Origin of the sequence: Clostridium sp. AM29-11AC (genome assembly GCF_003480545.1) — a bacterium.
GTDB lineage: Bacteria > Bacillota > Clostridia > Lachnospirales > Lachnospiraceae > Otoolea > Otoolea saccharolyticum_A.
The window spans coordinates 98,509-119,636 of the sequence record NZ_QUJI01000009.1; the positions used below are offsets into that span (position 1 = coordinate 98,509).

21 protein-coding genes, 2 tRNA genes and 1 pseudogene are annotated in these 21,128 nt (G+C 49.7%); 14 read left to right on the top strand and 10 right to left on the bottom strand.

The genetic code is table 11. From position 1 onward, the window contains the following. Positions 1–108: 108 nt before the first annotated feature. From DW757_RS08765 to DW757_RS08780, 3 genes are all read right to left on the bottom strand, one after another. Positions 109–182, bottom strand: a tRNA-Val gene (locus DW757_RS08765). 246 nt (positions 183–428) lie between these two features. Continuing rightward, positions 429–671 (bottom strand): hypothetical protein, encoded by a 243-nt coding sequence (locus DW757_RS08775; protein ID WP_118751499.1) that lies wholly within the window; start codon positions 669–671, stop codon positions 429–431. Between the two features lie 21 nt (positions 672–692). After that, the gene (locus DW757_RS08780; protein WP_021965584.1) at positions 693–1,205 is read right to left on the bottom strand and encodes an O-acetyl-ADP-ribose deacetylase; all 513 of its coding nucleotides are present in this window, start codon (positions 1,203–1,205) and stop codon (positions 693–695) included. Positions 1,206–1,303: 98 nt separating this feature from the next. On the opposite strand from DW757_RS08780, the gene DW757_RS08785 reads away from it, so the two are divergent. Together DW757_RS08785 and DW757_RS08790 are read left to right on the top strand one after the other, a co-directional pair. Beyond that, entirely contained in the window at positions 1,304–1,651 is a 348-nt protein-coding gene (locus DW757_RS08785) for a hypothetical protein (protein ID WP_118751500.1), read from the top strand. 699 nt (positions 1,652–2,350) lie between these two features. Continuing rightward, on the top strand, positions 2,351–3,883 hold the full coding sequence (locus DW757_RS08790; protein ID WP_118751501.1) for a D-serine ammonia-lyase: 1,533 nt from the start codon (positions 2,351–2,353) through the stop codon (positions 3,881–3,883). Positions 3,884–3,955: 72 nt separating this feature from the next. Here the strand turns inward: DW757_RS08790 and DW757_RS08795 are convergent, their stop codons facing one another. Both DW757_RS08795 and DW757_RS08800 read right to left on the bottom strand, forming a co-directional pair. Then, positions 3,956–4,549 carry a chromate transporter gene (locus tag DW757_RS08795; protein ID WP_008396059.1) on the bottom strand — a complete coding sequence of 198 codons (594 nt, stop codon included), beginning with the start codon at positions 4,547–4,549 and terminating at the stop codon, positions 3,956–3,958. Between the two features lie 14 nt (positions 4,550–4,563). Next, a complete protein-coding gene (locus DW757_RS08800; protein WP_008396058.1) occupies positions 4,564–5,154 on the bottom strand; it encodes a chromate transporter in 591 nt (196 codons plus the stop codon). A gap of 202 nt (positions 5,155–5,356) precedes the next feature. On the opposite strand from DW757_RS08800, the gene DW757_RS08805 reads away from it, so the two are divergent. The 3 genes from DW757_RS08805 to DW757_RS08815 all read left to right on the top strand — a co-directional run bounded on the left by DW757_RS08805 (position 5,357) and on the right by DW757_RS08815 (position 7,875). Then, on the top strand, positions 5,357–6,334 hold the full coding sequence (locus DW757_RS08805; RefSeq protein WP_015573995.1) for a LysR family transcriptional regulator: 978 nt from the start codon (positions 5,357–5,359) through the stop codon (positions 6,332–6,334). Positions 6,335–6,547: 213 nt separating this feature from the next. After that, the gene (locus DW757_RS08810; protein WP_008396054.1) at positions 6,548–6,775 is read left to right on the top strand and encodes a hypothetical protein; all 228 of its coding nucleotides are present in this window, start codon (positions 6,548–6,550) and stop codon (positions 6,773–6,775) included. A gap of 170 nt (positions 6,776–6,945) precedes the next feature. Continuing rightward, a complete protein-coding gene (locus DW757_RS08815) occupies positions 6,946–7,875 on the top strand; it encodes a hypothetical protein (protein ID WP_243033540.1) in 930 nt (309 codons plus the stop codon). 31 nt (positions 7,876–7,906) lie between these two features. Here the strand turns inward: DW757_RS08815 and DW757_RS08820 are convergent, their stop codons facing one another. Continuing rightward, positions 7,907–8,341, bottom strand: a complete 435-nt coding sequence (locus DW757_RS08820; protein WP_015573997.1) for a C-GCAxxG-C-C family protein — start codon at positions 8,339–8,341, stop codon at positions 7,907–7,909. A 212-nt stretch (positions 8,342–8,553) separates the two neighbouring features. Continuing rightward, positions 8,554–8,627, bottom strand: a tRNA-Pro gene (locus DW757_RS08825). Between the two features lie 235 nt (positions 8,628–8,862). Here DW757_RS08825 and DW757_RS08830 point away from each other — a divergent pair. The 6 genes from DW757_RS08830 to DW757_RS08855 all read left to right on the top strand — a co-directional run bounded on the left by DW757_RS08830 (position 8,863) and on the right by DW757_RS08855 (position 16,748). Further along, a complete protein-coding gene (locus DW757_RS08830) occupies positions 8,863–9,645 on the top strand; it encodes an HAD family hydrolase (protein WP_118751503.1) in 783 nt (260 codons plus the stop codon). Between the two features lie 263 nt (positions 9,646–9,908). Further along, positions 9,909–10,919, top strand: coding sequence for an aspartate--ammonia ligase (gene asnA / locus DW757_RS08835; protein WP_008396046.1), 1,011 nt, complete (start codon positions 9,909–9,911; stop codon positions 10,917–10,919). Between the two features lie 147 nt (positions 10,920–11,066). Beyond that, positions 11,067–12,863 carry an aminopeptidase P family protein gene (locus DW757_RS08840; protein WP_118751504.1) on the top strand — a complete coding sequence of 599 codons (1,797 nt, stop codon included), beginning with the start codon at positions 11,067–11,069 and terminating at the stop codon, positions 12,861–12,863. A gap of 94 nt (positions 12,864–12,957) precedes the next feature. Next, the gene (locus DW757_RS08845; protein WP_118751505.1) at positions 12,958–14,229 is read left to right on the top strand and encodes a peptidoglycan-binding domain-containing protein; all 1,272 of its coding nucleotides are present in this window, start codon (positions 12,958–12,960) and stop codon (positions 14,227–14,229) included. Between the two features lie 191 nt (positions 14,230–14,420). After that, a complete protein-coding gene (locus tag DW757_RS08850; protein ID WP_118751506.1) occupies positions 14,421–15,845 on the top strand; it encodes an MATE family efflux transporter in 1,425 nt (474 codons plus the stop codon). A gap of 192 nt (positions 15,846–16,037) precedes the next feature. Further along, positions 16,038–16,748: a Bax inhibitor-1/YccA family protein gene (locus tag DW757_RS08855; RefSeq protein WP_044930684.1), complete on the top strand. Its 711-nt coding sequence runs from the start codon at positions 16,038–16,040 to the stop codon at positions 16,746–16,748. Between the two features lie 267 nt (positions 16,749–17,015). On the opposite strand, the gene DW757_RS08860 is transcribed toward DW757_RS08855, so the two are convergent. The 3 genes from DW757_RS08860 to DW757_RS08870 are packed head-to-tail and all read right to left on the bottom strand — an operon-like array spanning position 17,016 to position 18,086. Then, on the bottom strand, positions 17,016–17,633 hold the full coding sequence (locus DW757_RS08860) for a manganese catalase family protein (RefSeq protein WP_008396034.1): 618 nt from the start codon (positions 17,631–17,633) through the stop codon (positions 17,016–17,018). Next, complete coding sequence (locus tag DW757_RS08865) at positions 17,633–17,914, bottom strand: spore coat protein CotJB (RefSeq protein ID WP_118751507.1); 282 nt, start codon at positions 17,912–17,914, stop codon at positions 17,633–17,635. The genes DW757_RS08860 and DW757_RS08865 overlap by 1 nt, the downstream gene beginning before the upstream one ends. Then, positions 17,889–18,086, bottom strand: coding sequence for a spore coat associated protein CotJA (locus tag DW757_RS08870; protein WP_118751508.1), 198 nt, complete (start codon positions 18,084–18,086; stop codon positions 17,889–17,891). Before DW757_RS08870 ends, DW757_RS08865 begins: the two co-directional genes overlap by 26 nt. A 412-nt stretch (positions 18,087–18,498) precedes the next feature. On the opposite strand from DW757_RS08870, the gene DW757_RS08875 reads away from it, so the two are divergent. The 3 genes and pseudogenes from DW757_RS08875 to DW757_RS17660 form a co-directional block, all read left to right on the top strand. Continuing rightward, the gene (locus DW757_RS08875) at positions 18,499–19,950 is read left to right on the top strand and encodes a carboxyl transferase domain-containing protein (RefSeq protein ID WP_015574002.1); all 1,452 of its coding nucleotides are present in this window, start codon (positions 18,499–18,501) and stop codon (positions 19,948–19,950) included. Between the two features lie 17 nt (positions 19,951–19,967). Then, positions 19,968–20,936, top strand: coding sequence for an OadG family protein (locus tag DW757_RS08880; RefSeq protein WP_118751509.1), 969 nt, complete (start codon positions 19,968–19,970; stop codon positions 20,934–20,936). Between the two features lie 32 nt (positions 20,937–20,968). Next, positions 20,969–21,128: pseudogene (locus tag DW757_RS17660) on the top strand (acetyl-CoA carboxylase biotin carboxyl carrier protein subunit); the annotation flags it as partial.

Here is a 21,128-nt window from a genome sequence, read left to right on the forward strand (position 1 = left end):
TATTTTAGCATCATAGTATAATATGAATTAATCACCAGAAATGAGCAATCCCCTTGTATTTACAAGCAAAACTCCCATTTTACCTGCCAATAAAAGGGCGCAAAAAAATGGAAGCAATGGGGCTCGAACCCATGACCTCTCGCGTGTGAGGCGAACGCTCATCCCGGCTGAGCTATGCTTCCATGTCTATTATTATAGCATTAATATCAAAAAAAGCAAGAAATTTATAAAAACTTTTCCAAATTAAATCAATTTTTCTTTTTTCAATGTTCTTTTTGAGATTTGTATACCGTTTATCCATTGGAAGAAAACCCGAAGACAACCGGACGGCCGGAAGTGCGCATCTCAAGTCCGCTGTCGCAAAACTTCTGGAGAATTCCCGGAAAGGGGCGGAAGAAATCTTCCAGCCCCTTTTTAAATCTCGTCTGTTAATCTTTCTGATCCCAGGCAGCATGATTTAAGATATCTGCTATTTTTTCTACTGTTTCTCTGTCAGGCCCTTCTATCACGAGATCTTTTCCCTCCCGATAGAGATCGGCGAACATATTGATCTGGCGCACAGGACCTATAAAGCCTGCACGGACAGATTCAGCTTTCTGAACGGTCGGACAGCAGGCGCGGGCAGTCCAGACGTCGTTTTCAGAGCATATGATAGCTTCCGTATTAAACATAGATTTTTCTCCTTAGATATTTTAATTTTCCAGTTCACACAGGGCCTGTTCATATGCCTGGCGGGTATGCGCATCAAAGCAGACCATAAAGACCTCTCTGAGAGATGGGTTTTCCCCGAGAAAGCCCAGAATGACGGAGACGGCAATCCGCGCGGCCCGGTCGACGGGAAAACGGTAGATCCCGGTGCTGATGGAAGGAAAAGCTATGGAAGAAAGGCCGTAGGATACAGCCAGTTTAAGACTGCTTCTGTAGCAGGAAGCCAGAAGCTCTTCCTCTCCGTGGGAGCCCCCGTTCCAGACGGGGCCCGGAGTGTGAATGACATACCTGGCAGGAAGCCGGTAGCCCTTTGTGATTTTGGCCATACCCGTCCGGCAGCCGTGAAGCGTCCGGCACTCGGCGAGGAGTTCAGGCCCTGCCGCCCGGTGAATGGCTCCATCTACCCCGCCGCCGCCGAGCAGAGAGGTGTTGGCCGCATTGACAATGGCATCTGTGCAGCACTTTGTAATATCACCTGAAATTATTTTAAATCCCATGGACAGCCTCCTTAAAGCATTTCCAAAATCAAGGAACCTATTGTCCCTCTGTACATACCATATATTATAAATGGAAATTAATCAAGGAGATATTAAATATGTGTTGTTTTAGAAGATGTAATAACTGTGGATGCAATTCCGGATGCAGAAGAAGGTGCTGCCGCTGCTGTACAGTATGCTGCGATGACGGCGGAAACTCTAATTCCTGCTGTGGAAATTCCAATACCTGCTGCGGAAACTCTAACTCCTGCCGCTGCGGAAATTCTGATTACAGAAATGGCTTCAATGACGGTTTTTCAGCAGGCTACCAGAGCGGCTTTGACGCAGGAATTGCCAACTGCGTGATGCCTCTTAGCGGTTCCGCCTCTGCAGGCGGCTGCGGGTGCAGCTCCGGCACAACCGCTTCCTCTTTTTTTGACGCTTCCGCGTCAGGCGGCTTTTACTAGGCGACCCGTTTTTTCTCTGCTCCAGAAGGAAAATCCTGAGTGAGCCACGAAGGAAAAGAATGCCGGAAGAAAGATGTGAGGAAAAATACAGAAATAATTGAAATCAAAGAAACAAAATAGATGAAAACAGAGAAACAAAAAAATTGCACTGTCGAGGCTGCCATCGCTCACGGCCCCGCCTCTATAAACTCAGGGGCGGACAGTTCCAGCTGATTTTTTTCTGGCGGGAGGGCAAAATACTTTTTTCTCTCCCGCAAAACAGAATTTTTACAAAAAGGGTGGGAACAAAAATGAAGGGGCGGACTTCACAGTTATTCATAGATTCCTTACCATTCGTTCAAATTTTGTTTACATTTTCTACAAATCAGGTACATAAATGATACCTATACTATAACTGTAAAGAACAGATACATCTCGACAAGAGAGTAATATTTTTTTCATAATAAGCCGGGCGGCCATAGCTGCCCGGCTCCTCCTCATTTCAGGGCATTTTACCGCCGGCACTGTCACTGACGCTTTAAGATCTTCATGTGTTTTTTATACGCTTCCGGCAGAGATTTCAAGTCCTTTTCCCTTTTTCCTCAGATAAAATAGATTAGAGAAGCTGCGAGCCCATTCCGGAATTACAATCTGGAAAGCTCCAAGGCCAATCCTCCCGGTGTATTCAGAGGTCTTTCCTGTTGAACCCCTGTAGGCTGTATGATAAAATGGCGGAGTACAGGAAGAAGCGGAGACTTCGGACAGATACAGCAGGGAACGAAGGATTCAATACACAGGAAAGAAGGAAAAAGGAGAACCTATATGGACAGAGCATTTGAGACAACCGCATTCAGAATTCCGGTGATCCGCAGGGCGTCGCAGGCTGGGGAACTTTTCTGGGCAAATCCCAAAAAGAAGCCGGCAGATGAGATGGGCCGGGAATTTAAGGATGGACAGGGAAGGACACTGGGATATGAAGATATAGAGGACGCAGAGAGAAGGCTGTCTTATTTTGGGCCGCTGATTGCCCGCTGTTTTCCGGAAACGGCGAAGGAGGGAGGGATCATTGAGTCCCCCCTTGTTCCCATTCGGGGGATGGAGCAGTTCCTGAAGTCGGATAACAGGAAAGATGGAGATGGATTTTCCTGCTTTCTGCCAAAAGAGGAGATGGATCTGCCTTTTGGAGGCTTTGGGGGCAGGCTCTTTCTGAAGGAGGACAGCCATCTTCCCATCGCAGGTTCTGTAAAAGCGCGGGGAGGCATCTATGAAATTCTGAAACATACGGAGGAAATTGCCGGGAAGGCAGGACTTCTCAGAAAAGGGGACTCCAGCGAGATACTTCTGTCAGAAAGGTGCCGGGAGTTTCTCGGCAGCCACACAGTTCAGGCCGGTTCAACGGGAAATCTGGGGCTGAGTATCGGGATTATGAGCGCTGCCCTGGGATATAAAACAGTAATTCATATGTCATCCGATGCCAGGGAATGGAAAAAAGAGCTTTTGAGAAAACATGGAGTAACAGTAAGAGAATACAGTTCAGACTACAGCGGGGCTGTCAGGGAGGGCAGGAGGCTTTCCGCTCTCGATCCGTCCAGCTACTTTGTAGATGATGAAAACTCCAGAAATCTGTTCCTGGGGTACGCAGCCGCGGCTGTCCGGCTGAAGCGCCAGCTCTTAGACGAGGGAGTGGAGCCGGACAGGGAGAGACCGCTTTTTGTCTATCTTCCGTGCGGAGTAGGCGGCGCGCCGGGGGGAATTGCCTTTGGACTGAAAATGATTTTCGGCGATTCTGTGCACTGTTTTTTTGCAGAACCAGTGCAGTCACCCTGTATGCTGGCAGGCATGGCCACAGGACTTCACAGCAGAATAAGCGTGCAGGACATCGGACTTACGGGGAAAACCCACGCCGATGGGCTGGCTGTGGGACGCCCGTCCGGCTTTGTGGGAACTGTGATGGAGCCAATGCTGGATGGGATTTTTACAGTCAAAGATTTTAGACTGTATCACTACATGAGGGCACTTATGAGGACGGAGGGCATTTTTGCAGAACCCAGCGCCTGTGCAGGATTTCTGGGGCCTCAGCTTTTAGATGCCATGCTGGAGGCCTGCAGAGAAAAACAGGAGAAGGAGCTTCCGGCCTTTCTTCGGGCGTACAGAAAAAACAGAGAGAGCGCGGTTCATATCGTGTGGGCGACAGGTGGAAGTCTGGTGCCGGCAAACGTCAGGGAAGAGTTTCTCGGAACCTTTTTAGACTAGATGGCGGGCTGTATCTGTAAATGCACCGGCCGCCTGGCTTCTGCCGGCATCCTGCCTGTGCCGGGGAGTACCCTACCGGTAAACCGCTGCGCCCACAAGGCCGCAGATTCCCATGACGAGTATGGGATTCAGATGCACTTTTCTGACAAGAATCAGAGCAGATAAAAAAATGGCGGCTGCAATCCAGTTCAGATTTTGCATCATATTTGAAATTTTAGCAAGTGGGTCTGTGCTTCCCGCCATGTTTTCACCGCTCCAGGAAAAGGCCATAACGATAATCGTCATGGCGGCTGAGACGATAAGTCCCGCAGATGCCGCCTTCAGCCCCTTTAACAGTTTCAGCCCATACTCTGATTTTTTATAGCGGTCAAAGACGCGGCAGAGTATAAGAGATATCACGAAGCCGGAAAACACGCATCCCAGAGTCGCCGCGACGGCTCCGGGGATGCCGCCTATCTGCAGTCCCACGAAGGTGGAGGTATTGACAGCCAGAGGGCCGGGCGTCATCTGTGAAATCGTGATAATGTCTGTGAATTCCTGAATGGAAAGCCACCCTCTCAGATCGACGACATGTTCCTGGATAAGAGGGATAACTGCGTATCCTCCGCCGATGCTGAACAGTCCTATCTGAAGAAAATCTGTGAGAAGTTCTAAAATAGTATTCATTTCATCCTCCCAAATTAAGCCCCTGTGCCGCTTTCCTGTCTGCTGCTTCTGTGGTTTTTGAGCCATACAGTTCCGATGCAGATGACACAGCAGAAAATCAGAATAACGGCCACATTGATGTTCAGAAAAAAGCTGCTGATGAAGGCAGCTGGAATCATGGCAGTGAGAAGCAGTGACTTTTCCTGCATAACCATCCGCACCATGTCGATAATCAAATCTACAATCAGAGCGGCCACCCCGGCTTCCATTCCCTTTAACACTGCCCCCACCAGCTGATTTTGGGAAAATGCCGCATACCAGGCGGAGATCACAGACAGGATGAGCAGGGCCGGAATGACAGAGGCGATACAGCTCACTGCGGCTCCCGCCATTCCGGCTGTCTTGTACCCGGCCAGGGTGGAGAGATTTACGGCAATCGCGCCGGGGGAGGACTGAGAGATGGCGGCCAGCTCCATCACCTCCTCCTCGGAGAGATATTTCTTTTTCTGGACAAAATATTTGCGGATCATGGGAATCACCACATATCCGCCGCCAAAGGTAAATGAACTGATGAACAGGTTTATGAAAAACAGCCATGCAAGCCGCTTCAGCTTTCCGTCAGCCACAAAAGCACCTCCTATATCTCATGTGCTGTCTCAGAGAAATTGAAAATTCCGTCTGCCGGAGCCGTTTTTTGTCCGGTTTCGGGACTCATTGTCAGACCTGCCTATTATAATGCTTGAAAATATATAAGTAAAATTATATAATTTTATCATATTAATAACTAAATAGTAATATATGACCGGAATGCAAAAGGAGGATATTTCCATGACGATCCGTCATCTCTTTATATTCAAGACCGTCTGTGAGGAAGAAAGCATCACAGGGGCAGCGGGAAAGCTGTTTATGACACAGCCGGCTGTATCTCACGCGGTTGCCGAGCTGGAAGGGGAGGCCGGCACGCCGCTTTTTGACCGTGTCGGCAGAAAAATCAGACTGAACAGGAGAGGAGAGCTGATCTACGAAAAGGCCTGCACTGTGCTGGAGGTGTATGGGGACCTGCAAAAGAGCATGAAGGATCTGGAACACCGCCTGGCTCTTCGGATTGGTTCCAGTATAACCATCGCCAATTTCTGGCTGCCAGGGCTGATCCGGAAGTTTACGGATGCTTTTGGGAGTATTCAGGTCAGGGTGACGGTAGACAGCGCCCGTTCTATTGCCAGGTGCCTGGAGGACAGTGAAATCGATCTGGCTCTGATTGAGGGGGCTTCCTATCAGGAGAAGTTTGAAAGTATCCCCTTTTCTTCCTACCGGGTGATTCCTCTCTGTTCCAGAAAATATATGGAGGAACGGTTAAGGCCGGCTGCAGCCGAAAGGGCAGACGGAGACAGGGAGAAGACGGGGGAAATGGCGGGAAAGCTGGTGCTGCCCGCGAAAGCCTTGTCAGGGGAAAGCCTGCTTCTTCGGGAAAAGGGGAGCGCGATACGTGATGTATTGGACGGTGCAATGCTCCAGCAGGATTTGGAGCTTCCGGCATCCTGGGTCAGCGTCAATTCCCAGTCGCTTATCAGTGCTGCTGTATCGGGTCTTGGGATTACCTTCCTTCCGGATATAATGGCGGAGGAGTTTTTGAAAAACGGCAGCCTGGTCACCTTTGAAATAGAGGGAGTTGAGCTGCGAAATGAAAACCATCTGGCGATTCCCAGGGGAAGATACCTTTCTGCCCCCATGAAGGGCTTCGTGGAGCTGGTCACAGGCGGAGAGAAAAACCAGGCTTTTTACAATGCTGCACCGGTGCTGCGCTGAGAGAGCCTGGAAAAGGCTTCAGGGAGTATTCAGAGCCGTCCTTTGTTCTATTCCAGCCTCCTTGTACATATAAATTAATTATATTCATAATCATGATCCGCCATTTCACTGTTCAAAATGACTGCTGAAAAGAAAAGCATAAGACGGACAGGGGACTGACAGGCGACAGGCATATTGCCGTCAATAGATTGTAATGGAAAAGGAGAAAGAAACATGCCCAGAGGAAGAAAAAAAACATGTACAGAAAAGCTGGAAGAGCTCAGGACGGCCATCTCTTCTCAGGAGGCGCAGCTCAGGGAGCTGAGGCAGCAGGAAAAGGAGCTTTTGAGGCAGAAGAAAGAGGAGGAGCTTCGCCAGATTGTGGAAATTATGGAGGAGAGAAACATGACGCCGGGAGAGCTGGTGGAGATTCTGAACAGTCCGCTGCAGGATGAGCGGTAGGTGAGCTGTAAGGAAAAAATAAGGGAAAGGACTCTGAATTTTCACAATTCTGTGATAAGGTATAACTGAAAATCCTGTAAGCAGAAACTGTAAAAATATGGCAAATGGATTTTCAGACAGATAAAAGACGAGTGAAATCCGAAGAGGATAGAAAAATACGGGAGAAGAGTATGATTTGTCCAAAGTGCGGAAGAAAAATAAAGGGAAATTACTGCAGCGAGTGCAGAATATACCTGGTCTCAGGAGAAAGAACAGAAGAAATCCGGAGAGCTGAACCAAAGCAGAGAGAAAGCGGCTGGAGAGACGGCGCCCTCGCAGATGACAGCTTCCACGGCAGACAGGAGAGGGCTGAAATAACTGAAAAGGAAAGGGAGCAGAGAGAGGAGAGTGCCCGGGAGCTTAGCCGGCATTCCGGCCGGGATTGGGAATACCGCCGTTCGGTGAAAAGAGAGCGGCAGTCTGAGAGCAGTGCCGGACGGGAAAGAGGAAGGAGCAGGGCGAGAAAAGAACCGGACACGCAGGAGAAGCGTGAAAGCTATAAGAGCCTGAAAAAATCCGGGAAGGCGTCTGAAAAGGCGAAAAAGAAGAAGGCGAAACTGCCCTCCCTCTCACTTCCAAGGCTTCATCTGCCGGGAGGGCTTGCTAAGTTCTGTTCCAGGGCTTCGCAGCTGTTTTGCGCTCTGCTCATGCTCTGGCTTGCCTTCCATGCCCTCCCCGGGTTCTGGACAGGAAGAGAGGGGCTTGGCTCCATAAGAGTGCTGATCACAGAAAGGAATGTCAGTCTGGCAAGCTATCTGGCGCTGTCGGGAGGCTATCTGTTCTTTACCTGCATTTCAGCACTTTGGATTATGACCAAACGCCATTTTGCATCAGGAGATAAAGTAGTCAGCGCGGATCTGGGAAGAGGGTTCACCGCTTTCCTTTTGCTGGCTGCCATTTCCTGGGCAGCGCCCAGGGCAGAACTGTTTCTGGAAGGACAGGCACTGCTTGCAGGAACGGAGCGCTTTCTTGACATCATGCTTCCGGAAGCAGAGACAATCTTAAAGGTATCTGTTTGGGGACTCTTTCTGTGTGTGCTTCGCCGGTTTCTGAAGGTGTGATGAGAAAGAACCTTCTGCTTTAAAGAGAATCTTACGGCTGGCCGTCTGCATCCTTCATCAGGCTGCAGGCGATTCTTACGGCATCTTCAATGCAGCCGGGACAGCTTCTCAGCATGCTGCCTCCTGTCAGCCCCTTGAGTTCACTGCAGACTGTAGAACCGTTCTTCTGAAGAAACTGTTCCCTCACCTGCCGTACAAGACCGTAGGTGGAAGCCTTTGTGGAAGGGCTCTGGGTTCCGATGCTGTTTGAAAAGCCCAGAGCAGCCACTGCTCCTGACACGGCTCCGCAGGTTTCCTGCATCTGTCCCATGCCGAGACCGAAGCCTTCCATCAGCCTGAAACAGATATTTTCATCAACTCCCACCTCTTCGCTGAGAGCGCAGGCAACGGACTGGGCGCAGTTATAGCCCATCCGGTGGAGCCTGACAGCCCTCTCCACAAGTTCCTCCGTTCTTTTTTCAGTCATAACAAATTCCTCCTTTTTCGCTGATAAAATAATTTCTAAAATAAGACAGTACAGTGCCTTGGCTATAAAAAGTTAAAACCGTGAAAGTATGGAAAATGAACAGGTACAGAAAAACAGTACCAGACAGCAGCCGCTGCCGGAAATCAACGGATACAGTTAAAAAAAGAGCTTCCCGCGGCAAAAGCCGCTGGAAACTCTTCCCTCATAATTAATCGGGGCAACAGGATTTGAACCTGCGACCTCTCGGCCCCCAGCCGAGCGCGCTACCAAGCTACGCCATACCCCGATTGGAAATCCTAATTCATTATACCACAAAATAAAAAAAAGGGAAGCCCTAATTTTAATTTTTTTGAAAAACATGGTAAATTTAAACAATTCCTGTCCTTTCCGCCTCAGGAAGGAGGGATGGCGCCGTGAAAGAGCCGGCAAAATGCAGCGCAAATAAAAATATACCGGAAAGTCTGTCTATGCTATAATGAAAGTATCAAAAGATAAGAATTACCTCAGGAGGAAGGCGCAGTATGATTAGCTTCGATTTGGACATGACACTTTTAGATCATAAGACCGGGGAGATAACACCCAGCGCCCTGCAGGCGATCAGACGGCTCAGGGAAAAACACAAAATAGTGCTGGCCACAGGCAGGGACATGGACAATTACTACAGCTCAAAATTCAGGGATATAGTAAAGCCGGATGCGATCGTACATTTAAACGGCACAAAGGTGACAGTGGGAGAAAAGCTCCTCTATGAGCATGAGTTTGACAAAGAACTTTTGAGGGAGCTTCTCACCTACTGCGATGCCTGCGGATTTGCCGTGGGAGTGACAGTGGGCGACGAGGACTACTATATTCATCCGGAGGTAGTGGAGGAGAGCGACAGAAGACTGTGGGGAATCACGGGAAGAAGATTCTGTGATCCCTGGAAGCTTCTGGAGATGAAGGTGAGGACTCTGGCCTTTGTTGGAAATGAAGAGCAGGCGGCCCAGATCGAACACAGATTTCATCAGCTTCGGCTTCCTCTGTTTGCAGGAAAGCATGGGGCAGATGTGATTGAAAAGGGATACTCCAAAGCAGACGGACTCAGATGCCTGGCAGAATATTTCGGAGAGGACACAGATCTCAGGGATACAGTGGCTTTCGGCGACAGCATGAATGATATGGAGGTAATCCAGGAGGCCGGCACAGGGGTAGCCATGGGAAATGCCATAGAGGAGCTGAAGAAGTGTGCGGATCTGGTGACAGATCCAATTGAGCAGGACGGAATCTGGAATGCATGCATCAGGCTTGGCCTTTTTGAGGAATAGAAGGCCGATGGCAGGTGCCGGAGGACGGGCTGCAGGGATGTAAAAAAGACGAAAGATTTCAGCAGAAAATTAGGAAAAGTAGTGTATTCCCAAAACAAAGGACCAGTGATATAATTGATTGTCAAACAGGTCAGATTTCCGGCTTACGGAGGTCAGGATGCGGCTCAGAAGAGAATCAGCAGGCATCATGAAGGACACCGAGAGCGCTGACCCCCATACAGCAGAGCTGTCTGGGAAAATAAAAGACATAAGGGGAATGCAGCATGGAGCACTTAATAGTACCAGAGAACTACGAACCTGCCATCGGCCTTCGGGAAACACAGGTGGCTATCAAGATTATCAAGGATTTTTTTCAGAGGGAGCTTGCGAAGCAGCTAAATTTAACGCGCGTGTCTGCGCCGCTGTTCGTGCTGCCTGAGTCGGGACTCAACGACAACCTGAATGGTGTGGAACGCCCCGTTTCCTTTGGAATCAAGGAACAAAGCGACAGACCGGCTGAGATTGTCCATTCCCTTGCCAAATGGAAGAGAATGGCGCTGAAGCAGTACGGGTTTGGAGTCGGTGAGGGACTCTACACAGATATGAGCGCGATCCGACGCGATGAGGACACCGACAATATCCACTCGATCTATGTGGATCAGTGGGACTGGGAAAAGATCATTGCCAGAGAGGAGCGCACCAGGGAGACCCTGGAGCTTATCGTAAAGGCTGTGTACAAGGCTCTCAAGGTGACAGAGGACTACATGGCGTATGAATATGAATATATAGGAAGATATCTTCCCGATCACATCGAATTTGTTACAACACAGCAGCTGGAGGACATGTATCCGGACTGCACGCCCAAGGAGAGGGAATATAAGATTGCAAAGCTCCACAAGGCAGTGTTTATTGAGCAGATAGGTGACAAGCTCCGTTCCGGCGAGAGACATGACGGCCGGGCCCCGGACTATGATGACTGGAAGCTGAACGGTGATATTATCGTGTACTATCCTGTTCTTGATATCGCGCTGGAGCTCTCCTCCATGGGAATCCGCGTGGATGAGAAGACGCTCAGAGAACAGTTAAAGAAGGCAGGCTGCGAGGAGAGGGCAGAGCTCACTTTCCAGAAGGAACTTTTGGAGGGCAAGCTTCCCTGCACAGTAGGAGGCGGTATTGGCCAGTCCAGAATCTGCATGTTTTATCTGAGAAAGGCTCACATCGGAGAGGTGCAGTCTTCCGTCTGGCCCGATGGAATCCGGGCAGAGGCAGAGAAGCACAATATTTTTCTGCTCTAAAACGGAAGGTTTACTTACACCGGGAATTGTTCTTCCGCCTGAAAAGCAGGGGGAACCTGTCAGTTTTCTGGGCAGGAAGACAGAAAATGCAGAGGCAGAGTGTGGACTTCGGCCCATCATTACAGTAAGGAACAGGAGGTTTTGCAGATGAATACAGTGAATGAAAGAATTGAGGCTCTCCGCGGGCTGATGGAGGAGCGCGGAATCGATGCCTACCTGGTACCCACAGCAGATTTCCATGAGTCTGAGTATGTGGGGGATCATTTTAAGTGCAGAGAGTTTATTACAGGTTTCACAGGCTCAGCAGGAACAGCCGTGATTACCCGCAGCGAGGCAGGGCTCTGGACAGACGGCCGCTATTTTGTCCAGGCGGGCAAACAGCTTGACGGCAGCGAGGTGAAGCTCTTCAGGATGGGACAGGAGGGCGTGCCCACCATCGAAGAGTACCTGTCAGATAAGATGCCGGAAAACGGTGTGCTGGGCTTTGACGGCCGCGTAGTGAATGACGAGATGGGAGAGGGACTGCTCAGCCGCCTGAAAAAGAAAGCCGTAACGGCTTCCAGCGAGGAGGATCTGATCGGCCTTCTGTGGAAGGAACGCCCGGAGCTTCCGGCAGAAAAGGTGTGGGTCCTGGATGTGAAATATGCCGGTAAAACAGCAGCACAGAAGATTGCAGAGCTCAGGGAAGAGATGAGGAAAAAGAGGGCCACAGTCCATATCCTGACAACTCTGGACGACATTGTATGGCTCCTCAATATCCGCGGAAACGACGTTCCCTGCAATCCGGTTGTACTCTCCTATATGGTCATTACGGAGGAAAAGCTGTTCCTGTTTATCAATGAGAAGACGATGGACCAGGCAGTACGGGAGTACCTGGAGGGCCTGGGAGTCAGAATTATGCCGTACAATGATATCTATGTACTGGTGAAGGCTTTCCGGAACGAGAGAATTCTTCTGGAAAAGAGTCATGTGAACTTTTCCATCTGCCAGAGCCTGGACGGGACAAATGAGATTCTGAATCAGATGAATCCCACATCAGCCGCCAAGGCCGTAAAGAATCCGACAGAGATGGAGAATATAAGAAAGGCCCATATCAAGGACGCTGTGGCCATGATTTGCCACCTGCGCTGGATGAAGGAAAATGTGGGCAAGATCGAGATGGACGAGATGTCTGCTGAGGCGCATCTGGATCGCCTGAGAATGGAGACCGAGGGCTGCCTGGGCCTGAGCTTTAACACCATCTCCGCATACGGGGAAAATGCGGCTCTCTGCCACTATTCCGCGACACCGGAGACTAATAAAAAGCTGGAGCCAAGGGGGCTTTATCTGGTAGATTCCGGCGGTCAGTACTATGAGGGAACCACAGACATTACGAGAACGATCGCCTTAGGACCGGTGACGGAGGAAGAAAAGAAGTACTTTACTCTGGTTGCGGCCTGCATGCTGAGGCTTCTGAATGTGAAATTCCCCTATGGCTGCCATGGGTATAACTTCGATCTGGCTGCCAGGGAGCTTCTCTGGAGAGAGGGACTTGATTTCAACCACGGAACGGGCCACGGAGTAGGATACCTTCTGAATGTGCACGAGCGTCCCAACGGAGTGCGCTGGAGGGTCGTTCCGGAACGCCAGGACAACGCCGTTTTTGAGGAGGGAATGGTGACCTCTGACGAGCCCGGCCTGTATTTTGAGGGAAAATTCGGAATCAGGACGGAGAATCTGATGCTCTGCGTAAAGGCAGAGAAAAACGAGTACGGCCAGTTCATGCAGTTTGAAAACCTCACCTGGGTTCCGATTGATCGGGACGCCATTGACACAAAGTGGATGGAAAAACGTGATATTGAACTTTTGAACACTTACCACAGACAGGTATACGAGGTGATGGCACCTCATCTTGAGGAGGATGACAGAAAGTGGCTTGAGGCTGCCACCAGACCGGTAGAGTAGGACAGAAAACAAAAAATCAGGCGAAGTCATATGTTCGCGGACCGGATTATATCATATAGTAACCAGAGAAGAATATTTAAGAGAGGTTATTGCGATGCGCGGATATATGACAGGAGTTAGGGCCTGCGAGGCGGCAGCCGGAGGACGCGGGTATTTACAGGTGGATGTAGTCAATGAGGAGAACAATTTTCCCATACAGGATGCGGTGGTGACTGTTCAGGAGGAGGACGGCAGAGTTCTTGAAGAGCTGGCCACAGACAACTCCGGGCAGACGGAGAGCGTGGAACTGGATACTCCTCCTCTTGCTCTGAGCCTTGAAAGCGAGAATACAGTGCGCCCATACAGCGTTTATAATCTTCACATTTCAGCTCCAGGATATGAAGCGGTGGACATTACGGGCACGGAGATTCTGCCCGGCATTACGGCCATACAGCCGGTGCGGATGCGGCCGATTGTGGTGAATACCGATCAGATGGCCAATATCAATATTCCGGGGCATACGCTGTATGAGACCTATCCGCCCAAGATTGCGGAAGCAGAGATTAAGCCAGTGACCGAGAGCGGCGAGATTGTCCTGAGCCGGGTGGTGGTCCCACAGACTATCGTTGTTCACGACGGAGTGCCTACCGACAGGAGCGCAAAGGATTATTACGTGCCTTACCGCGACTACATAAAGAATGTGGCCTGCAGCGAGATTTACGCCACCTGGCCGCAGGCCACAATCGTGGCCAACGTGCTGGCAATAATGTCCTTTACCCTGAACCGTGTATACACAGAATGGTATCGAAATCAGGGCTACGATTTTACCATTACTTCCTCCACAGCCTTTGACCACAAGTGGATTTACGGAAGAGACATTTTCGACACGATCTCTGTGGTGGTAGATGATATTTTTGACAGCTATCTGTCCAGACCGGATGTGAAGCAGCCAATCCTGACACAGTACTGTGACGGAGTAAGAGTAAGCTGCCCTAACTGGATGACACAGTGGGGGTCCTGTGCCCTCGGGGAGCAGGGCTACAGCCCGATTGAAATTCTGAGAAGCTTCTACGGAAATGATATGTATATCAATACAGCAGAGCAGATATCGGGAATTCCTGCATCTTTTCCCGGAACCGATCTTACCATCGGCTCACGCGGCAGCAAGGTGCGCCAGATGCAGGAGCAGCTCGATGCGATCGCCACAATCTATACAGCCATTCCGAGAATACAGCCCGATGGAATTTACGGCCCGGCTACAGCGGAGGCCGTGAGAACCTTCCAGTCTATTTTCGGACTCCCGCAGACGGGAGTAGTGGATTTTGCTACCTGGTATAAGATTTCACATATTTATGTGGCAGTTACAAGGATTGCTGAGCTGAACTGACGGATGGCAGAGAAACCAATGGACGTGAGCCGGAAACGGTTGCGGAAGCTGTTTTATAAAGATTTCCCATGGAGGAAATCAGAGCAGGGCTGAGGAGGCCTGAAATCCAAAGAGAGAAAAAGTTTAAAAACTTAAATTGAGAAACGATTCAAAACAAGAGAAAAATCCTGAGACTGAAAGAGGAGAAGAGTATGAGAGCTACGGCAGAAAGTCAGAGGATGGAGGAGAAAAAATCAGGGCGCGGCAACGGGATAACAGAGGGGGTTATCTGGCAGCAGCTCCTTATTTTCTTCTTCCCCATTCTGTTCGGTACATTTTTTCAGCAGCTTTACAATACCGTGGACGCTGTTATAGTGGGACGCTTTGTCGGCAAGGAGGCCCTGGCGGCAGTTGGAGGCAGCACGGGAACGCTGATCAACCTTCTGGTCGGCTTTTTCGTGGGACTCTCATCAGGAGCTACAGTAATCATCGCGCAGTTTTACGGCGGCGGAAGGGCGAAGCGTGTCAGCGAGGCGGTTCACACGGCCATTGCCTTTTCCCTGGCCTGCGGTGTGGGACTGATGCTGATCGGTATTTTCTGTTCACCGATTGCTCTGCGTGCTATGGGGACACCAGAGGACATTATGAGTTATTCTCTGTCCTATATCAGAATCTACTTTTTGGGAATTATCCCCAACCTGATCTACAATATGGGTGCAGGAATCCTGCGTGCAGTGGGAGATTCCAAACGTCCGCTCTATTACCTGATGGCCAGCTGTCTGACAAACATTGTTCTCGACCTGGCGCTGGTAGTCGGACTTAAGATGGATGTGAGAGGAGCGGCGATAGCCACGATTGCATCCCAGCTTGTCAGCGCGGTGCTGATTACAAGGCGGCTCCTGAAGACTGAGGATACATACAAGCTGATCATCAAAAAGATACGCCTGAACCTCTATATGGTAATGAGGATTGTGCGGATCGGTCTTCCTGCCGGCCTTCAGTCTGTCATGTACTCTGCATCCAACATCATCATTCAGAGCAGCGTGAATTCCCTGGGTACAGATACCGTGGCTGCCTGGACAGCCTACAGCAAAATCGACAGTGTTTACTGGATGATTATCAGCGCCCTGGGAATTTCCGTCACCACATTCGTAGGACAGAATTACGGTGCAGGGAAGATGGATCGGGTGAAGAGAGGAATTTATGTCTGCCTGGGGCTCAGCTTCCTCATCACAATTTTACTGAGCGTTTCCCTCTATCTGGGAGGCGGCTACATTTATCTCATGTTTACGACAGATGCGGCAGTAATTGAAAAGGGAATGCAGATTCTCCATTTCCTGGTCCCCACCTTTGTGACCTATGTCTGTATTGAGATTCTCTCCGGTTCCCTGCGCGGAACGGGCGACTGCTGGATTCCCATGATAATGACGGCTCTCGGCGTATGCGCTCTCCGTGTGATCTGGATTTTAATTGCAGTCCCGATCAGCCCCAATATCATGACGGTAATTTTCAGCTATCCGCTGACATGGAGCATTACAAGTATCCTGTTCCTGATTTATTTTTATTGTTTCAGTTCACTGAAAAAATTTAATGTAAAGCTGCCTGGACTGCGGAGAAAACGCCGCAGGAGAGCATAGAATCCTGCTCCCCAGTTTCTTCCGGGACGCTGTAAAATACCGGAAAACGGGACAGTTCAAGCTGCCGGCAGAGAGCAGGGGCTGGACTGCTGCAGAAAAACAGCCGAAAATGTGAGAAAACAGTAGACACATTCCGGCTGTTGTGCTAATCTATGGGTATCTGAAGCGTTTTTTAAGAAAGGAAGGATGCATATGGAGTACAATTCTATGAACCAGTACGGCCAGGCTGAAGGTTTCGCCGGGGAAAGTCTTTCTACATACACGGCTAAAACATTTCTGTGGATGTTTGCAGGGCTTCTCGTCACCTTTGCGATGGCATACACGGGATATGCAACAGGGATTACGATGCTGGTATTCTCAAATCCCTATGGTATTTTTGTGATCACGGGAATTGAGCTTTTTGTGGTTATCAGTATGTCTGCCAGAATTCACAAGATTTCTGTGTCAGCGGCCAGAGCCATGTTTCTCTTTTACGCAGCGTTAAACGGGATCGTATTTTCCGCCTATTTTCTGCTTATCGGCTCAGGAATGCTGATTTTTATTTTCGGAGCAACGTCGGTATTTTTTGGACTGATGGCTGCGGTATCTTATGTGGCAAAGATCGATCTGTCCAGAATCCGCCCCCTTTTAATAGGAGGTCTTCTGTTTCTGATTGTGTTTAATCTGCTCTCCATGTTTTTAAATTTGACTGCTATGGAGACAGGCATCTGCTACCTGGGGATTATCATATTCCTGGCTCTCACCGCTTACGATGTGGGGATGATCCGCAGAAACTATGAGTATTTTTCCAGCAACAGCGAGCTGCTTGCCAAGGCGTCGATATTCTCAGCCCTTCAGCTCTACCTTGATTTCATCAACCTGTTTTTATATCTGTTAAGATTGTTTGCGAGGAACAGGAATTAGTGTTTGGCACGCTGCCGCAGCGGAAAGAGTGTTAAAATAAATTTCTGGTCGGAGCATTCAGATGCACGTGATACTTCGGCATCGAAAAACGGTTCGGCCGCCGGATTCTGAATAAGGAATCCGGCGGCCGTTTTTACTTCCGCGAAGTGCCTCATGGCATAAGACAGCTGGCAGGCTCTGATCTTCGAACGGAGGAAAAAGGTCTCCTTAGCAGCTTCGCGCCGACGTGGTGGGATTTTATGCCCGCATTCCTGCCAGGAACCTCTGCTAAAGGGTGGGTTTATTGAATTGCTTGTCAAATTCAGGGTTAAAATAATAGTAGTTCTTCGAGTCAAGGGAATCCTTGAGATTCTCTAAGGCCTCACCGAAACGCTGAAAATGAACGATCTCCCTTGCGCGCAGAAACTGAAGGGGAGCGCGTACGTCGGGATCGGTAATAATGCGCAGCAGGTTGTCGTAAGTGGTTCGTGCCTTCTGTTCAGCCGCCAGATCCTCCGTTAAATCTGTGATGGCATCTCCCTTGCTCTGAAATTCACAGGCATTGAAGGGAATTCCTCCTGCAGCCTGAGGCCAGACTGCTGCTGTGTGATCGATATAGTAAGCGTCAAAGCCTGCAGTTCTGGCGTCATCCACTGTCATGTTTTTAGTGAGCTGATAGATAATGGCGCAGATCATTTCCAGATGGGCCAGCTCCTCCGTTCCGATGTCGGTGAGAAGACCGCCGATCTTTTTGCAGGGCATGGAATAGCGCTGGGACAAATACCGCATGGAAGCAGCCAGCTCCCCGTCCGGCCCGCCAAACTGGCTGATGATGAGCCGGGCTGTTTTGGGACAGGTATTCGTAATTTTTACGGGAAACTGAAGCCTTTTTTCATAATTCCACATCAGATGATTCCTCCTTCCCAGGGTGCGGGGCCATCCTGCCAGCTCCAGTGATCGGCAGGGCCCTCGGCACTTATGCAGTCGACGGTCAGAGGACCGTAGGCATCGGCGTACTGCTTCATAAGCTCTTTTCGGGTTTTGGCTGCGCTGTTAAAAGCAAGGAGAGCTTCCTGACAGTCGGGATGGGTGTCCAAAAAGAGTGTAAACTCATTGACTGCAAAGCTGATTTTATCGATCTCCCTCAGCAGAGAGGTTCGGTCAGATGATGCTGTGCTGTTGGTCATGCTTCTCACCTCCTACAAAAAACGGCATGTCAAGACTTTCAAATACAGTTCCCCTGCAGAGAGCTGTTTCAAGCTCCATCGGCTTTTCCCAGGGCTGGGACGGCACGGAAACAATGGCAAGGCTCAAATGGCATCGGCAGGCTGCTGTTTCATTGCTGGATGCTGCAGTCATCTGTTCCACCTTCCTTTCTTTGAATATTTGAATAGTAAATAATGGGATTTTGCAGCTGCCGGCTGTGATTCTGAAATACCGGCTGCACAAAATCACCGGAATCTGATTCCTTAGTAGTATGAGCGGTCTGTCCGGCAGTTATATTGATAAAATATGTAAGTTGGGGAGCAGACTGGAAACAGGATGTCTGCAGCCGCCTGCGGAGTTTATATGAAGCGAGTAGTCTTTTTAAAGAGTTCCATATGGAAAAGTGTAACAAAACAACAAAGATATGTCAGATATGTTTAATAAAACTTGCAATTTGAGGGATAACCATATACAATATATACTAGGCGAAAATGGGACTGCAACGAAAAGGTATCTTTTACGAAAGCATTCCATGTCAAACTATTTCAAAATGGAGGACTGCAAAATGAGTAATTCAGCAAAAACATCAGCAGGTAAAAGAATCGAAGCTTTACTTGATGATAACAGTTTTGTTGAAGTTGGTTCTTATGTGACAGCGAGAAGCACAGACTTCAACATGACGGCACAGGAGACCAGCGCAGACGGCGTAATCACAGGCTACGGAACCATTGAGGGCAGCCTTGTGTACGTGTACAGCCAGGATGCGTCTGTGATGGGAGGCTCTGTAGGTGAGATGCACGCAAAAAAGATTGCGAATATCTACCGCATGGCCATGAAGATGGGCGCGCCGGTGATTGGACTATTAGACTGCTCGGGATTAAGACTTCAGGAGGGCACAGATGCTCTGGACGGCTTCGGGCAGATGTATCTTAATCAGACAATGGCCTCAGGCGTGGTGCCTCAGCTCTGTGCGGTATTTGGAACCTGCGGAGGCGGGATGGCCGTCTCTTCTGCTCTTGCTGACTTTGTATTTATGGAGGAGAAGGGAAAACTGTTTGTCAACTCCCCCAATGCTCTTTCCGGCAATGACGATTCCAAGTGCGATACAGCCTCAGCAGACTTCCAGAGCAGAGAGTGCGGTCTGGCGGATATGGTTGGAACAGAGGAGGAGATCTTAGAAAAGATGCGGACCCTCGTATCCATCCTTCCGGCAAACAATGAGGATGACATGTCCTATGACGAGTGCAGCGACGACTTAAACCGCCTCTGCGAAAATATTGAGGGATTCAGGGGAGACACAGGAAAGGCTCTCTCCATGATTTCCGACAATTACTTCTTCTTCGAGGTGAAGAAAAATTACGGCCCGGATATGGCAGTTGGATTTATCCGCTTAAATGGCACAACTGTCGGCTGTGTGGCTAACCGCACAGAAATTTTGAATGATGAAAACGAGAAAACTGAGGAATTTGATGCAGCTCTCTCCGCCCGCGGATGTGAGAAGGCGGCAGAGTTTGTGAACTTCTGTGATGCCTTTGGAATCCCTGTGCTGACGCTTGTAAATGCAAAGGGCTACAAGCAGTGCAAGTGCACGGAAAAGAAAATCGCGAAGGCAGCAGGAAGGCTGACATACGCGTTTGCCAATGCAGATGTTCCGAAGGTAACTGTGGTAGTGGGAGAGGCATATGGAAGTGCTTACGTAACCATGAACAGCAAATCCATCGGAGCCGATATTGTATATGCATGGCCGTCTGCAAAGATCGGAATGATGGACAAAACAGCAGCAGCCAAGATCATGTATGCAGAGGAGATTCAGGCGTCTGACAATGCCGCTGCTCTGATTGCCGAGAAGGCGTCCGAGTATGAAAAGCTCCAGTCCAGCGCTGAGGCTGCAGCAAGGAGAGGTTATGTGGACGATATTATCAAGGCGGAGGAGACAAGACAGCGCGTAATTGCCGCATTTGAGATGTTATTCACAAAAAGAGAGGGACGTCCATCCAAGAAGCATGGCACAGTCTAAGACGAGGTGACAAATCTATGAAACAGAATATTAAACGGTTACTGCTTGTATTATGCACAATAACCTGCTTCTTTGTTCTGTCCGGCTGCACGAAAAGTGAGGAAACCAGCTCAGCTGAGCTCACGGATGAGATACGGGAGACGCTCGTAAACGGAGCGGGACAGTATCTTTCAACCTTTGCCGGATACAGTGACGAGGAGCTGGACGAGCAGATTAAGAGAGCAGAAAAGACAGACAACACCGTAATTGCTACAGCGCTGTCATCCTGGAAATCTGTAAAAGAGGATCTGGGAAGCCTTGAGGTAGATGAAACAGGCGCTCCGCTGATCAGAGCAGACGAGGCAAGAGGAGAGAAAGCCCTTGAGGTAACGGCTGCAGATGAAGACACATACGAGATCGATATGACAGTCGTCTATGAGAAGCGGGATATGAATTTTGTCCTGACAGCCGAGGCGCAGGAAGACCAGTATGGCGGCAGTGTTCTCACTGTTACTGAAATGACATTTACGCCAGAGTTTACGATTGGAGAAAAGCTGGAAAAAGCGTTCTTAAATATGATTATGGGCATGGGAACGGTATTTATCGTTCTGATCTTCATCAGTTTCATTATCGGCCGTTTGAAGATTGTCAATGACTGGGAGAAAAAGAGGAAGGAGAAGGCAGCCGAGAAGACAGCGGCCCCAGCTCCAGCCCCGGTTCCGGCCCCAGCGCCAGCGCCAGCAGTGGCTCCGGCTTCAGCCCCAGCTCCAGCCCCAGCTCCGGCCCCGGCAGCAGCTCCCGCTTCGATCAAAGCTGTGGCCGTTCCGGTTCAGGCGAAAGCACCGGATGTTTCAGCACCGGCAGCGTCCCAGGAGAATCTGGCAGACGATCTGGAACTTGTGGCTGTAATTACGGCAGCTATCTCAGCAGCGCAGAATGTTCCTGTTGAGGGACTGGTTGTCCGTTCTATCAGAAGAAAATCAGGCTCTAACTGGAAGAGAGCTTAGAATCAGACTGTATCAATCAGGAGGAAGAAATGATGAAAAACTATACAATCACAGTAAATGGAAATGTCTATGAGGTAACAGTAGAGGAGGGATTTACAGGCAAGGCTTCTGCACCTAAGGCAGCCGCTCCAGCTCCTGCACCAGCAGCCGCTCCGGCAGCACCGGCCCCAGCAGCGGCGCCAGCGCCAGCTC

Bases quoted from the DNA above. Each gene is read 5' to 3' on its own strand.
- DW757_RS08840 (WP_118751504.1), top strand. From the start codon at position 11,067: ATGAATACAGTGAATGAAAGAATTGAGGCTCTCCGCGGGCTGATGGAG.
- DW757_RS08795 (WP_008396059.1), bottom strand. From the start codon at position 4,549: ATGAATACTATTTTAGAACTTCTCACAGATTTTCTTCAGATAGGACTG.
- DW757_RS08805 (WP_015573995.1), top strand. From the start codon at position 5,357: ATGACGATCCGTCATCTCTTTATATTCAAGACCGTCTGTGAGGAAGAA.
- DW757_RS08775 (WP_118751499.1), bottom strand. From the start codon at position 671: ATGTTTAATACGGAAGCTATCATATGCTCTGAAAACGACGTCTGGACT.
- DW757_RS08880 (WP_118751509.1), top strand. From the start codon at position 19,968: ATGAAACAGAATATTAAACGGTTACTGCTTGTATTATGCACAATAACC.
- DW757_RS08790 (WP_118751501.1), top strand. From the start codon at position 2,351: ATGATAAAATGGCGGAGTACAGGAAGAAGCGGAGACTTCGGACAGATA.
- DW757_RS08810 (WP_008396054.1), top strand. From the start codon at position 6,548: ATGCCCAGAGGAAGAAAAAAAACATGTACAGAAAAGCTGGAAGAGCTC.
- DW757_RS08820 (WP_015573997.1), bottom strand. From the start codon at position 8,341: ATGACTGAAAAAAGAACGGAGGAACTTGTGGAGAGGGCTGTCAGGCTC.
- DW757_RS08870 (WP_118751508.1), bottom strand. From the start codon at position 18,086: ATGACTGCAGCATCCAGCAATGAAACAGCAGCCTGCCGATGCCATTTG.
- asnA (WP_008396046.1), top strand. From the start codon at position 9,909: ATGGAGCACTTAATAGTACCAGAGAACTACGAACCTGCCATCGGCCTT.
- DW757_RS08865 (WP_118751507.1), bottom strand. From the start codon at position 17,914: ATGACCAACAGCACAGCATCATCTGACCGAACCTCTCTGCTGAGGGAG.
- DW757_RS08815 (WP_243033540.1), top strand. From the start codon at position 6,946: ATGATTTGTCCAAAGTGCGGAAGAAAAATAAAGGGAAATTACTGCAGC.
- DW757_RS08860 (WP_008396034.1), bottom strand. From the start codon at position 17,633: ATGTGGAATTATGAAAAAAGGCTTCAGTTTCCCGTAAAAATTACGAAT.
- DW757_RS08830 (WP_118751503.1), top strand. From the start codon at position 8,863: ATGATTAGCTTCGATTTGGACATGACACTTTTAGATCATAAGACCGGG.
- DW757_RS08850 (WP_118751506.1), top strand. From the start codon at position 14,421: ATGAGAGCTACGGCAGAAAGTCAGAGGATGGAGGAGAAAAAATCAGGG.
- DW757_RS08785 (WP_118751500.1), top strand. From the start codon at position 1,304: ATGTGTTGTTTTAGAAGATGTAATAACTGTGGATGCAATTCCGGATGC.
- DW757_RS08845 (WP_118751505.1), top strand. From the start codon at position 12,958: ATGCGCGGATATATGACAGGAGTTAGGGCCTGCGAGGCGGCAGCCGGA.
- DW757_RS08780 (WP_021965584.1), bottom strand. From the start codon at position 1,205: ATGGGATTTAAAATAATTTCAGGTGATATTACAAAGTGCTGCACAGAT.
- DW757_RS08855 (WP_044930684.1), top strand. From the start codon at position 16,038: ATGGAGTACAATTCTATGAACCAGTACGGCCAGGCTGAAGGTTTCGCC.
- DW757_RS08875 (WP_015574002.1), top strand. From the start codon at position 18,499: ATGAGTAATTCAGCAAAAACATCAGCAGGTAAAAGAATCGAAGCTTTA.